The sequence below is a fragment of the Paracrocinitomix mangrovi genome, assembly GCF_019740355.2.
Classification (GTDB): Bacteria; Bacteroidota; Bacteroidia; order Flavobacteriales_D; family Crocinitomicaceae; genus Paracrocinitomix; species Paracrocinitomix mangrovi.
On sequence record NZ_CP091819.1, the window covers coordinates 2998821 to 3013517 of the forward strand.

The 14697-nt window shown below is 35.7% G+C and carries 10 protein-coding genes; 3 read left to right on the plus strand and 7 right to left on the minus strand.

The genetic code is table 11. The features are described 5' to 3' along the window. On the minus strand, nt 1-6900 hold the full coding sequence (locus tag K6119_RS13670; RefSeq protein WP_237828019.1) for a T9SS type B sorting domain-containing protein: 6900 nt from the start codon (nt 6898-6900) through the stop codon (nt 1-3). 136 nt (nt 6901-7036) lie between these two features. Then, entirely contained in the window at nt 7037-8056 is a 1020-nt protein-coding gene (locus K6119_RS13675; protein ID WP_221832581.1) for an NAD-dependent epimerase/dehydratase family protein, read from the minus strand. Nucleotides 8057-8169: 113 nt separating this feature from the next. On the opposite strand from K6119_RS13675, the gene K6119_RS13680 reads away from it, so the two are divergent. Further along, on the plus strand, nt 8170-9573 hold the full coding sequence (locus K6119_RS13680) for a peptidylprolyl isomerase (RefSeq protein WP_221832582.1): 1404 nt from the start codon (nt 8170-8172) through the stop codon (nt 9571-9573). A 2-nt stretch (nt 9574-9575) separates the two neighbouring features. On the opposite strand, the gene K6119_RS13685 is transcribed toward K6119_RS13680, so the two are convergent. The 5 genes from K6119_RS13685 to K6119_RS13705 all read right to left on the minus strand — a co-directional run bounded on the left by K6119_RS13685 (nt 9576) and on the right by K6119_RS13705 (nt 13297). Then, a complete protein-coding gene (locus K6119_RS13685; RefSeq protein WP_221832583.1) occupies nt 9576-9956 on the minus strand; it encodes a hypothetical protein in 381 nt (126 codons plus the stop codon). A gap of 136 nt (nt 9957-10092) precedes the next feature. After that, nucleotides 10093-11118 carry a COX15/CtaA family protein gene (locus K6119_RS13690; protein ID WP_221832584.1) on the minus strand — a complete coding sequence of 342 codons (1026 nt, stop codon included), beginning with the start codon at nt 11116-11118 and terminating at the stop codon, nt 10093-10095. A gap of 276 nt (nt 11119-11394) precedes the next feature. Next, nucleotides 11395-12447 (minus strand): TlpA disulfide reductase family protein, encoded by a 1053-nt coding sequence (locus K6119_RS13695; RefSeq protein ID WP_221832585.1) that lies wholly within the window; start codon nt 12445-12447, stop codon nt 11395-11397. Beyond that, entirely contained in the window at nt 12444-12839 is a 396-nt protein-coding gene (locus K6119_RS13700) for a DUF1801 domain-containing protein (RefSeq protein WP_221832586.1), read from the minus strand. The genes K6119_RS13695 and K6119_RS13700 overlap by 4 nt, the downstream gene beginning before the upstream one ends. Continuing rightward, the gene (locus K6119_RS13705) at nt 12839-13297 is read right to left on the minus strand and encodes a YbjN domain-containing protein (RefSeq protein WP_221832587.1); all 459 of its coding nucleotides are present in this window, start codon (nt 13295-13297) and stop codon (nt 12839-12841) included. Before K6119_RS13705 ends, K6119_RS13700 begins: the two co-directional genes overlap by 1 nt. 145 nt (nt 13298-13442) lie before the next feature. Between K6119_RS13705 and K6119_RS13710 the strand changes: the two genes are divergently transcribed. After that, nucleotides 13443-14096, plus strand: coding sequence for a hypothetical protein (locus K6119_RS13710; RefSeq protein WP_221832588.1), 654 nt, complete (start codon nt 13443-13445; stop codon nt 14094-14096). Next, nucleotides 14090-14644: a hypothetical protein gene (locus tag K6119_RS13715; RefSeq protein ID WP_221832590.1), complete on the plus strand. Its 555-nt coding sequence runs from the start codon at nt 14090-14092 to the stop codon at nt 14642-14644. The genes K6119_RS13710 and K6119_RS13715 overlap by 7 nt, the downstream gene beginning before the upstream one ends. Nucleotides 14645-14697 lie beyond the last annotated feature (53 nt).

Sequence of the window (14697 nt, forward strand, 5' to 3'; positions counted from 1 at the left end):
TTAACGTAATACCGTTACATGACCATAAAACTCCTTCATGTCTGAGTCGTTATCTAAAGGAGTTCCTGTAATTCTCCAGATATATACTCCGTCCTGAACAATCACGCCATTATAAGTTCCATCCCATCCTTGATTTAGATCTTCAGTTTCAAAGATTAGTTCTCCCCATCTATTAAAGATGTATAAATGGTAGAAGTCTGGATGGAAGAAATTAGTGACAGGTTTAAACACGCTATTATCTGAATAACCATCTAAAATGATGGCATTTGGAACATACAACAATTGTTCGTTATCAATTATTATATCCTGACAACTTGTATCCTTACAACCAAAATTATTTTCCACGATTAAACAAACTTGCAGAGGATCAATATCCGGAAGTAGTTCAATTGGAATACTAGTATGCTCTGTATAAACAGTATCAGTTAAATAGTACCACGTATTATTTACGTTATCTGTAGAAAGATTTATTAAATCCACTTCTTGATCAAAAATTGATGGAGGATTAGGAACAAATTCAAAATCTGAAACCGGAACACCATAGAATGACACAAGATTAACAAAAGAAGTATCAATAGGACATCCGTACTGAGAATTGAAGTTTAATATTAAATCCCCACTTCCCGGTTCTGTGTATGTCACATATAAATTATTCAAAGTAGCCGAATCAATATCGCCATATGTTGATGTCCATATTAAATCAGAACCTAGTTCAATTGGATCAACACCAATTGTATAATTAATTTGGAAAGGTGGACAACCTGAAGTCGTATCAGGAGTAAGTGAAACAATTGGATCAATGTGCAATAATACCGTAATTGAATCTTCAGTAGATAAACCACATTCATCTGTAACTGTCACATAAAAGGTGGTATCAGAATTAATTGTTGGATAGATATATGGTATTGTATCTCCATTGCTCCAATCATAAAGATAGGTTTCTATTAAATCATCCGCTTCAGAGAATAAAGTGATTTCTGCACCTAAACATACCATTGTATCATTTGCAGTGTTCAATACCGGAGGAGGAGCAACATAAATGTACATTGTGTCTGTATCAAAGGTACAACCATGGTCATCTGTAATGGTAACATAAAATGCTGAGTCGGTAAAGAAAGGTTCAAAGATCGTTTCACTTGAAGAAGCCCCGTTATTTACTGAGAAAGTATAAGGAATAGTTCCTCCAGTTCCAACAACAGAAAAGAAAACACTATCTCCATAACAAATGTACTGGTCAGGAGTAACAAATCCTTCAAGAGGTTGAGGAGTTGGCACGAATACAAATGCGCTATCACCAGGACATCCATTTGCATCCTGAACATATGCCATGTAAGAATTGGTAGGTAATGAATTAAATTGATTATTAGCTGTAAATCCAGCTCCTAAACTATAAAAACCTGCTGTAGCTGAATAAACTGTTACTTGTCCGTCTATATCCCCAAAACAGGTTACTCCAGTAATTTGCACACTGTCAATTACGGCTTGAATAGGTTCAGTTAAAACAAAGTTTAAAGTATCAACAGAACAACCATTGTCATCTGTAATATCCAATGAATATGTTCCATCACAAACGTTGCTAGCTGAATTTCCAACCGTTCCTAATAGTGAATTATTCCAAGTGAAAGTATAATCAGTAGCAATAGTACCTCCAGAAACTGTAGCTGTCACACTACCATCACAATATCCGTAGCAAGAAGGATCAATAATATCTAATTGATCAATCACCAATGGATTTGGTTCTGTAATATTTACTTGAGTTATTGCTTGGCATCCATTTCCATCTTCTACCATTAGGTCATATGTAGCAGCTGACAAGGCAGGGAATTGACTAACACTTTGCCAATTTGTTCCATTATCAATGCTATAATCATAAGGCAAAGTTCCGCCTGAGACATTAAAAGTAATTTGCCCAGTGTTGTTTTGATAGCAACTTAAGTTTGTTTGTGCATAATTTAAAACCAGTGCAGATGGTTGGGTTAAAATTGCAATTGTTGTGGCAACACATCCATTATCATCTGTAACAAAAACGTTGTAAATTCCATCCGTTAGACCATTAAACACATTTGAAAGCTGATAAGGCCCTGCTGCACTTGTAATACTATACTGATGTGTTCCAACTCCGCTTGATGAAGTAACGGTTAATGATCCTGTTGCATTTCCAAAGCAGTCAGGGTCTATAGCCGAAACATTGTCAATTTGAGGTTCAGGATCGGCAACAATCGTAATAATAGTATCTAACTGACAACCATGATCATCTTCTAACACAACATTGTAGTCACCTTCATCTAAATTGTCAAAATTGTTAGCAGCTTGGAAAGAAGTACCGTTATTATTTGAGTACACATAATTAGGTGTACCGTTTGAAGCGGTAATAATAAATTCTCCGTTGTCACTGCTGCAAGTTTCAGGGCTGGTTGTATAAGTAAGTGATAATTGGGTAGGTTGAGTCAAGCACGTATTCAAAGTAATATTACAACCATTTGCATCTTGCACATAAACATCATAACATCCATCAGCAAGGTTACCTAATTGATTTGAAGTTGATACTGAATTACCATTGTCAGGACTATAAATGTATCCAGGTGTTCCACCGCCGGCAACGGCAATTATCGACCCATCAGCAGATCCATAACAAAGTGGGTCAATCCATGAAGTGGCCAATGTTAATGCAGGTGGTTCTGTTAAAGTTTGTGTAGTATCAAATGTACAACCATTGTCATCTGTTATTGTAATTGGATATACTCCTGCAGGAAGTAAGGTAAATACCCCTGTTGTATTGTTTCCGGCAACAGTAAATGTATAAGGAGGCGTTGCTCCGTCTGCTACAACTTGTATAAATCCGGTATTATCATTATTACAAACCAGGTTAGTTGAGTTAATATTAATTTCAAATGTGTCTGGCTCAGTAATTTCAATTTGACCTCCACCTAAACAACCCATGGCATCTTGTACCATAAGATCATAAACACCTGAACTTAAATTGGTGAATTGTGATGCCGGGAAATAGTTTGCCCCATTGTCAATTGAATAGTTGTAAGGACCATTGTCACCACCTGTAACATTTGAGATTTCAATTGTTCCGTCTGTACCTTCTGGACATGTAATCATTGTGGCAGTTTCATCAAATAAAATTGTATCCGGTTCAGTTATAATAACTTCTTGAATACCGATACACAATCCATTGTCTTCAATTGTTACAAAGTATTGTCCTGCTCCTAGTCCTGCAAAAACTCCAAACGGTTGAGTTTGTCCAGTAGTGTTTAAAGTATAAGAGAATGGAAACTGTCCAAATTGCTGATTTACAATAAACCCTCCATCTGTACTTCCATTACAAGTTGCATTCATCACAAAATCAATTTGAGTTGTCATGACATTGTCTGATAAAGCAGAGAAAACAGAGTCAACGCAACCTAATGCATCTTCTACTTGTAAAGTGTATAATCCTGAGTAAAGATTTTGGAAGTATCCATTTAGGAATTGCGTGGTATTTCCACCATCAATTGAGTACCAAAAAGGTGGGGTTCCTGAGTTAGGATCAACAACAATTTCAAAACTTCCATCATTTGCTCCACAGTTTGAAGGATTATTGGCAACAAATGAGAAACTAAATGGTGGTGGATCTGTCAAGGTAATTTGATCAGGGAATTCGCAACCATTCGCATCTTTAACAATTACATCATAAACACCCGCCATTAAAGTTGTTACAGGGTTTGCAGAAACATAAGTAGCTCCGCCATCTACACTGTATTCATAAGCACCTGTACCACCTGTTGCAGTGAATGAAATTTCACCTGTAGGAGTTTGATGACAAATTGGATCAATGAATGACTGAGTAGATGTTAAAGCCGGAGGTTCGTTAATTACAATTAATCCATTAGACAAACATCCCAATGTGTCTTTCACCACAACATTGTATAAACCTGCACACAAGTTGTCTAAAACATTACTTGATTGAAAAGTTAATCCTCCGTCATCTGAATACATATAACCAGGGGTTCCGCCTGATGCACTTACTTCAATTTCACCATCACAAACTCCATTACATAAAGCATCACTTGCTATATGAGTCCATGAAATTATTGGTGGTTCTGTAATTGTGAAAGCAACTGTGTCTGTACAACCATTTAAATCTGAAACAACAATTTCATGTGGACCAGCCAAAATTGAGTTAAACATATTGCTACTTTGACTTGCTCCTCCGTCCATAGCATAAGTTATTGGAGATGTTCCGCCACTAATACCAACTATTGCTAAACCAGTAAATCCACCAAAACAGGTTACGTGTTTTAATGAATCTAAAGTGGCATTTGGTGAAGCGTAATTAACAATATTAATCACAACATCATCTGTACAACCATTAGCATCTGTAACGGCAATAGTATATGCTCCTGCCGCTAAATTTGAAAAGACTGGGCTACTTTGTGATGGCCCTGCATTTAATGTGTAAGTATAAGGTGCAGTTCCTCCCGCAGTAGAAACGGTGATTTCACCGTTTACTAATGAACAAGTTTCATCAGTATGCGAAGCCTCTGAAACCACCAATACATTAGGTTGAAAAACGGTGGTAGGAATAATAGCTTCACAGTTATTAGAATCAGTTAAAGTTATTGTGGCCGGACCTGCACATAATGATCCAAACATATTTGAAGATTGATCTGCACCTGCTCCTAATGCATATAAGTAAGGAGTAGTTCCTCCAGTAGCATTTGCAGTAATCATCCCATCACATAATCCATTACAACTAACAGAATCTACAAGTAGATTAGCTGAAAGTACTGCCGGTTGGTTAATTACAATTACAGTATCGTAAACGCAATCAGGACCAAAAGTAAGGTTGACATTGTAATTGCTGGATCCAATACTTCCAAAATTCCCACCTGCTTGAGAAGTGGTTCCTCCATCTATACTATAGGCAGTTGCCCAAATATCACTTATAACTATTGACCCATCAGTGTAACCATTACAAGTAGGTTCTTCCAAAATAAAATCTGGTGCAATAGAACAACATGTAGATGAATTCATTGGTAATACATTAACTGTAACCACGGTTGAATCATAACATATACTACCGCCATCTACATAATAAGTGAAATGATAATTTCCGGGTCCAACAGCACCCACATTAAACTGGTTACCAAACAAAGCTCCTGAATTGTCATTGTCAACCCAATAACCTCCCGGATCATAAGTTCCAAGCAATAAATTCTCAAGAGTAATATCAGCTGTGTCGGCGCAAGCTACAATTGAATCACCCAAACCTGTATTGATATCCGCATAATTTGTAAAAACTAAAGTAGAAGTTTCACAAATTGTATCCGGAATGGCACCACAACAGTTTAGCATTTTACAAACCGTCAAATCCAATGTATCAGTTCCTATCGTATTTGGATCACCTATATAAGTAAAAAACAAGGTGTCTTGATTGAAACCATCAATGATAACTTGCCCATTTAATGCCGGATCATGGAAATTTGCTGAAACATTGATATAAGGCCCTTCAATTGAATACGTAACATAACTTGAAGCACTGTCAGCACAAACAATAAATGAACTTGTATCTCCTTGATCTATCTGTGTAAATTGAGTAAATCCAGTAAAATATCCGGCACTTCCTCTTGGGCCTTGTAGTGTAAGCAGTGCAACATTGATGATACTATCCGATTCAACTACAAAGTCACCTGTACCACCAGGAATTTTATAAGTAACCCAACACGAATTTCCGGTAACAGCCAAACCACCTGTTAAAGGGGTTGCCGATCCGTTAACAAAGACATCAGCATTGGCTCTTGCCGTGATACTTACAGTAGGTTCTCCAACCAGGTTTACAGAAGGAATTACTACCTTTTTAAAACCATTACAACGAAGAGGCGGAATAAAATTCAAACTTGTAGCAGCCGTACTTGAACCAGATAGAGACTGATACATAAATGCAGGCTGTGAAGTTGTAATATAAATGTTGTCATTTGCAGAGTAAGCTGTTTGAGGTAGGTAAAAATATTCTCCCGAATTAATAGTTGCAATAGGTGTTCCGCTTCCATTTACATAAATAGCTGTATTGTTATATTCTGCTACTACTAAAGGTCTTTCCGTATTAGCATTTCCATCACCTTCAACGAAAATATATTCTTGCCCAACAAGATCAAGTGGAACAATTTGATCTACACCAATATCTCTTAGATTACCATCTGCACCTGATAACCATGAACCGGTATTACATGCTATCGGTTTATTGGATGTTACAAGTGTACCATTTACACCATTAATATTGTTTGTTGCCCCTGGTTCATCAATCCAAGCTGCAATCACATAAGATTCTCCTGCATTCAATGTTACAGTTATATCATCAGAAGTACCAGCAGTTTGAGGTGTGTTTCTGAAGATTACACCGGGTGAAATATCTGAAAATGTAACAGTAGTATTATCTTCAGAAGCCATTACAGAAATTTCATGCGCTTTAACATAAGCTATAGTTCCAGAACTATAAATATGTCCTGATCTGAAATGTGTCCCTAGTCCTGTTCCTGCTCCTTTTGAATTCAAACTCAACCCTTGTGCACTTTGTACGTGTCTCAGATTCACATAAATGGGAGCTGAAGCTTCAATTATAAAACCATCAGTAGCATTTACGGTATTTAATTCGGCTGTTGCAATAATTCCGGGAGCTGCATATCCTGTACCTAAGAGCGTTACGTTTGGATTTACATCTGTGATTACCGTACTATAAAGAATTGTTCCCTGACCATTTTTAACATCAACAGTTACCGGCCCGGTTGAAGGAGTAGACAAGATCATATAGTGATCCTGAACATTTGTTCTTCCGTAAAGTGGTGGAACGTAGTGTTTCACATCCAATTGCCCTATACCTGGGATAGATATAAACAACATTATTGCTATGAGCAATTTGCGAAACATTAGATAATTGGGTCTATACTTTTAGTCGGTTAGTCTTCTAAAATACGATTTTCAAAACAAGACGTTGTCTATTTATCGATAAAATCACAGAATTAACCGTTATTTAGACTGAAAACAAGGAGGGTTATTTTGATTTAAACTCCTGTTTAAGGAATTTAGAAGTGTTTTCAACTGATTTTTGAATGGGGATGAATTGAAAATTGAGGCGATCGGTTATTTTTTGATTTGAAAATTTTGAAACGCTCATAGCACTTCTACTTGTTTCTTTTGTAATTGTCTGTTTAGAGAAAAATAATATACGTTTCAGTGTAGATAATCTCCAGGCTAAACCTGCCATCCAACGCTTTACTTTTACTGAAGGAGGCTTCACATTGAACTCATTAGCTATGTAATCAAAAACCTCTTTAAAAGGTAAGTTTTCACTAATAAGTAAGAAACGTTCATTAAATATTTTTTGATCAGAAAGTTCGCACATGGCTGTGGCAACATCTCTGGCATCTACAAAAGCATTTATACCCGGAGTGTAAAATTTAAGTCCGTTTGCCACGACCCTGAAAATCCCTATGGAAGATTCATTCCAATTTCCAGGACCAAAAATGATGCTTGGATTGACGATAACAGCATTTAAACCTTCTTCCACACCTCTCCAAACTTCCATTTCGGCACTATACTTTGACACAGAATAATTTGAATTATGACTTCCGGCTTTCCAAAGCATGTTTTCTGTTGCAAATTCTGCATTATCACGTCTTCCAATTGCAGCAGTTGAGCTTACATAACACAGATGATCTACTTTATGATGTATACAAACATTAACAACATTGGCAGTTCCTTCTTTATTCACCAACCACAGTTTTTCACGGTCTTTTTTCAGAAAAGAAACCATTCCTGCACAATGATATACAACACGGCAACCTTCAATGGCTTTGTCTAGACTATAAACATCAGTTATATCACCTTCAACCCATTCAATTTGGTTAAAGATTTGGTCACCCTTATTTCCATGATAAAAATTGAAAACTTTTTTTACCATTTCCAGTCGAGCATCACTGCGTTTTAAAGCTCTAACTTTTTCGCCTCTTGCCAGTAATTCAAGTATGATATGAGTACCTAATAAGCCGGTTCCACCTGTCACAAAAATCATATTTCAAAGTTAACCTAAAATTGCTTGGTTTAACATCCCTTAACAAGGCAAATCTGATGTTTTCAGGCGATCGGCATACAAATTGTTATATTTGTTATTAAACAGAAACTAAAATGAAAAAATTACTTGCCATTCTTACCATTGTTCTTAATCTATCTGTATTTGCTCAAGACGAGTATGAAGATGGAATTTATGCTGTTTTTAACACTTCTAAAGGGGAAATAGTATGTATGTTGGAATATCAAAAAGTACCATTAACTGTTGCCAATTTTGTTGGGTTAGCAGAAGGTAATTTGGTATACAACACCACACAGATTTCAAAACCTTTTTATGATGGATTGAAATTTCACAGAGTAATTAAAGATTTCATGATTCAAGGTGGAGATCCAAATGGAAATGGAAGTGGAGGACCTGGATATAAGTTTATGGATGAATTTCATCCCGACTTAATGCACACAGGACCGGGAATATTGTCAATGGCCAATTCAGGTCCAAATACAAATGGGTCTCAGTTTTTCATTACTCATAAGGCAACACCTTGGCTAAATAACAAACATGCTGTTTTTGGACATGTAATTAAAGGGCAAGATGTTGTAAATGCTGTTGCACAAGGAGATGAAATGATTTCTGTTAAAATAATCCGTGTTGGTGATGATGCAAAAGCATTTAATCCAACTTTGGTAATGTCTACTGAGCCGGCAAATATTGCCAAAAGAAAAGAAGAAGAATTGGCAAACAGAGTTGTTGATTTTAAAGTAGAGATGAATAAGCTATTTCCTAAAATGGAGCAAACCGAATCTGGTTTGATGATTGAACACACTAAAAAAGGAAAAGGAAATGCAGTTGTTGAAGGAAATAAAATTGTGTTGAAATACAAAGGATATTTCGCAGAGGGAATGAGACCGTTGGATACATCAAGTGTTGCCAGAGAAATTTCGGCTATCTATGCAAAGAATCAAATGCTTGCAGGATGGTATGAGGCATTTGGATTGATGAAAGAGGGTGGACAGGCCAAAGTAGCTGTTCCTTATTGGTTGGCTTTTGGGGAGCAAGGAGCTCAAAATATTCCGCCTAAGTCAAACATGGTTTTTGAGTTAGAACTAGTTTCAGTAATTGATGTAAATAAGGCGTTTAAAGCCGAAATGTCTAAAACATATCCAAAGGCTATTCAAACTGAGTCTGGTTTGATGTATGAAATCATTGAAAAAGGTGAGGGAGATAATCCTAAAGTAGGGCAAACTGTTGAGGTTGATTACAAAGGGATGTTAATTGATGGAACTGTTTTTGGAGACTCAAAAGATGATGGAAGAACGTTGACATTCCAACTTGGTAAAAGACAAGTAATCCAAGCTTGGGAAGAAGGAATCTTATATGGTCAAAAAGGGGGTAAAATTAGGCTTATTGTTCCTTACTGGTTAGGTTATGGAAGTCAGGCTAAAGGAGGATACAACGGTAAACCCGGAATACCTGCTAATTCACACTTAATATTTGAAGTTGATATACTAGATGTAAAGTAAAACTACTTTATTTCAGTACCCAAAGCTTTAAGATAATCTTGAAATCTTGGTTGTTCGATTAAATTATCGTTACCAACCATCAAAACGTTTTCAGGAGTGTTATTTTCCAACCAAAAAACCAATGATGAAATGGAAGCATTCATGGTTCCATTAATGTCAATTTCACGAGTTGGTTTATGATTTCTCTCCATTTGATGTTTCAATTCTTTACTCTCTCTTGAAAGATTGTGATCTGCATTGATAATCACTAGAGATTGGCAAAGTTCAAATAGACTTTCTTTACCATCAAAGACTTCAACAGGTACATTGTTTTGTTTAGCCCACGTTTCAATAGACTGTTCAAAAGGATCGTTATTTCTAAGTATAATTTTTTTTAATAGCATCTGCAAGTAGTCTTCAATTCCGAAAAAGGACAGCAAATTTAATGCTAAACTTACCTTTTACCCAATTTATCTCGAAAAAATTTTAAAAAATCATTGTTAATTACCTTCACTTATAGGAAACATACTTATTACACACCTATAAAGCATCCCTTTGGTACTTGAGATATTGAAGTGTAAACAATTGAATTCCTAACAATAAAGAGGCTGTTAATAAATGTATAGGTTGAGTGAAAGCAGGCATATCTGCATATGAGAATAAAACGCCTGTTGCAAATTCAACCAATATTAAAGCAACAATAATCTTAATCGTTGGGATTCCGTAAAGCCATTTTCTATTGAAATAAAACAAAACAAAATTTGCCGCCAGTAAAACCCAAGAAAATGATCTGTGAAAATAAAAATCCCCCTTCATATTGGCAATCCACTCTGTTCTACCCATTGAATCTTTCACCATAAAATCTATTTCCTGTCTTACTTGTGCACCAAACATAATTTGAACAAATGTCAATAGGAGTGTAAACCAAAAAAGATATTTAAAAGCAGGTTTTATTTTAAGTTGATATTTTTTGTCTTTTATGATGCGGATTATCTTCACCTGTATAGCCACAATCACAAGTGCTAAAAACATATGTAAAGTAATGGTCCAAGGTACAAGGTTAGTAGCTACGACAATTGAACCAAACCAGGCTTCAATTCCCATTAGAATAAGGTTGAGTAATGTTAAATAAAGCAATGTTCTTTTTCTTCTATACTTTACAAGTGTCCAAATAAAGAGGATTAGGACAGCATTTCCGGCTAAAAACCCAACCAGCCTATTAGCATATTCTGTCCACGTTTTAGCTGCATTGAAATCTTGCTCAATTAAAAGTGTTTCATCATTTCTTAATTGATCTGCCGTTTCTGACATCCCAATTTTTTCAATAAATCCAGCAAATTTCTTCACCTTCTTGGCTCTGTAATCCTGATATTTTTCTTTGTAATTATCTGGTAATTGATCTGCAGAAGTCGGAGGGATATATTGATCAAAACATTTAGGCCAATCCGGACATCCCATTCCTGAACCCGTAGATCTAACAACACTTCCTGCAATGATGACAAGGTAAATTAATACCAAAGTTGTCCATGCTAGTTTTAAATATGATCTACTAAATGTTGAATTCATGAGTGCAAAAATAGTAGATATTCAACAATCATCATCTTTATTTACCACTCATCTACTAAACACCTTTCCGTTCATCAAGTTGTATAACAAATAGAACCGATTGACACAATTGGGAAAATTGTAGAGGACTGTACTCATACCTTGGTACCGGTATATTTTTTTCATGGGCCTAATGGAGGTCTGACACAATGTGTCAAGCAAGCCGCGAGGGAAGTAAGTATTTGATCTATCCAATAGTTAAATTACCTAAAGTAGCCTTCCCTCCGGTAATGCTTTCTACAAATAATGTTTTTTGATAAGATCCTCTAATCCAAGACTAGGTCGAACCGCATTGATATTGATCACTTTCCCTGTTTTATCTAACATTACATAACGTGGAATGCTGTTTAACATGTATTCGCTTTGCAAACCTTCAGATTCCTCTTTTGTCAGATAAATATTGAGTTTGAATTCTTCTTTAATAGCCATTTTTCTCCAATCATCTTCTTTACACCAAACTCCCACACTTACTATATTTATTTTCTCACCATATTTCTCTTCCAATTCTCTTAATCCAGGGAACTCTGCTTTACACGGTCCACACCAAGTAGCCCAAAAGTCCAAAATGATTGGTTTACCATAAAAGTCTTTTAATGAGATTCTGTCACCATTGAGATTGATACCGCTAAAATTTTTGAATTCTTTACCAATTGAGTTTTTTTCTAAAGCCCTCAATTTTGCTGTTTCTTCAATGGATCCTAGATAATATTTTGAGGCGTTTTTTTGCTGTGCAACTTTATTTTTCCATGCGGCTTCAAGCTCGGGATAAAATTGAAGTTCATCATCTATATATGCAGCAAACAAACTGTCATAAGCATTAACTGCTTTAAATACGTTGGTTGTGTCTTCAGGATGGTCGTAACAATTAGCAATGGCCGATTGTATTAATAAACTGTATCGCTCACTTATTAGATAAACAGTCATGTTCATGTTATTTCTTTCAGCTCCCGTTCCGGTAAATGAAAGAGTTTCATCAAACATTTTTGTGTTCACTTTAGTGGTTATATCATCTCCTTTTTGCATGTAAACCGCAAAGTATTCATCCCCTGTGTTTACAATAAACTCTGATAATTCATCTACTTCTACTTCAAATGAAAAAAGTCCATTTTTAATGTCACAACTGTCCACAACTTTTTGCTTTACTTTTTCACCAACCTTACCGTTGAAAATTAAATAAGCTTTGTCCTGATCAGGGTATGGATTTCTCATTTCAACGCTAATCTTAGCCGTTTTTTGAGACCAACTAAATACGCCAATAAATAGCGTTAAACACAGCAGTACATGTTTCATTTCTTTAAATTTTTATCAATCTGATTAGCTTCTAGAAGCAATGAAGTGATCTTGTCATAATTGCTTTCAATCTCATCAACAGAATAAAATGTTTTGATATAAACCTGTTTTCTATTTCCTTTTTCTAAAAAATCATTTGGCTTTAAAAGGTAACCTTTGGTAAATCCAAGTTCTACGCCTTTTTTAGTTTGTTTTCCCCAGGGAATTGAACCTGGCCAAATGAAACAAATATTTTTGTTTTTGAAATAAAAAGGAACATTCCAGGACAGTTTCTCTTTAATATCAGGCAAACTGTCCTGAATGATATCCCTTAAAATAGTGACCATCATTTGATGATCGTCATTTAAATATTCGTAAAACTCAATGTACGAATTGAATTTAAAATCTTGCATTAACGTCCACCAGCTCCCTGAGCATTCTCTGTTCCAACAGCAGCTGCAGACTCATAATGTTGTTTTAAAATATCGTCATAATCGTCAGCATAAGAACCAACTCTTTGAATAATAGCCAACGCTTCACTTTCATCTAATCCATCAACTTCACGAATCATTTTAATCCAGGCCCAATCATTATATAAAGCAAAAGCACAAGAGAACAACTTATCATTAAATGATAAAAGATCATAATAGAAAGTTTCTCTGTTTTGCTCAGGAATTTTCATAATTGGTGCCATTACTTGAAAATAAGCTCTTCCTTGATTTTCAATATGCCAGCAATCAATATAAACTTTTGCACTTCCTTTAAAAAGTGCCCATGAGCCGGCTTGATTTCCTCTGCATGTAGATGGGTCAACTCCAAGGGTTCTCAAACACGACTCTATCATGTCGTAATAATTTTGAATGTTACTCATAATTGTTTGATTTAGTTTGTTCTAAATCTAAGCATTTATTTCCTTATTTCCAGACTTGCAAGGAATTGATAATGACTATAAAAGCTTTATAATATATTTTCGTAATTTCAGGCAATAAATTTAGCTTCTCAAAGTTTTAGCTAGTATGAATAAGCTTTTGTTAACCTTAGCATTGTTTTCTTTTGTGAACATGCAAACCCTTGCTCAAGAAAAGGAAAAGTCTGAGCTTAAGTATTTGGATAAGGGACAGTTCTCAGTAGGTATGAGAACCACTACCAGTCTTTTTGGACATGATCAAATTCCGGGATTAGGAGTTGGTGGTCAAATGAGGTGGCAGTTTTTTGATTTTATGAATACTGAGTGGTTCGCAGATTGGATTACCATTGATTTAAATGGAGCCGGTACAAGAAACAATGCGCATATTGGATGGTCTGTGATGTTTTATCCAAAGCAGTTTGGATGGTTTACACCTTACGCAGTTGCAGGACATTGTTTTGATTACGGTAAAGTGACTCCATTGAGCACGCCTTATCAAGATCGCAGTGGAGATGTTGTTTCGCGCTGGAGTTCGGCTATTCAAGCAGGTTTAGGTTCTCATTTTTTCTTAAATGACAGATTCAATATTTCGCTACAAGCACAGTATATGTTGCATTTGGGTAATCATTTGGATTATGAAATTCACGAAACAGGTTCAGGATATTATGTTGAAACAGGAGGCGGACACTCAGTTGGTGCTGCATTAGAAGGACATGTTTTGGTGACAGCTAGTTTAAACTATAGAATTGCAGACTTATGGTAAGATTAAAGGTAATATTGATTGCGGCTGTTATTGGTTTATCTACCAATGCAAATGCACAGGAAAGAGACTGGAAAATTACTTCTGCACTCTCTTTTGCTCCTGGATTATTGACTGAAAAAACACAAACTATTCAGCTGCACGGGTATTTGGGATTTTTAAAGAATAAAATTCATCTAAGAGGAGATGCTTTTTATTTTCTGAATTCATATGGACAAAGGCCGAGATTTGATATGAATCATCAAATTTATGCTGGTGCTTTTTATCATTTTACAGATACACAATTTCAACCTTACGTAGGATTTCAGCCGGGAATTGCAATAGCAAGATCTTCAGAATATCAAACATTGAATGAAACTACAGGAGAATTGGAAGCAAAAATCGCTACTAGCCCTGTGGGATCAGCTGTTGGAGGATTTTCTTATTATGGAGAAAAGCTATTCTTTTTGTTTTTTGAAACAAGATACATTTTTGGTCAGCACAAGTCCAATACCTACCCGGTTTATCTGGATGAATTGAGATTTTCTTTTGGACTTGGTTTCTTTTTCTGACAACTTTTTAGCAGTTAGGCCCGTTATTTGCTATACAATCAATAGATAATACT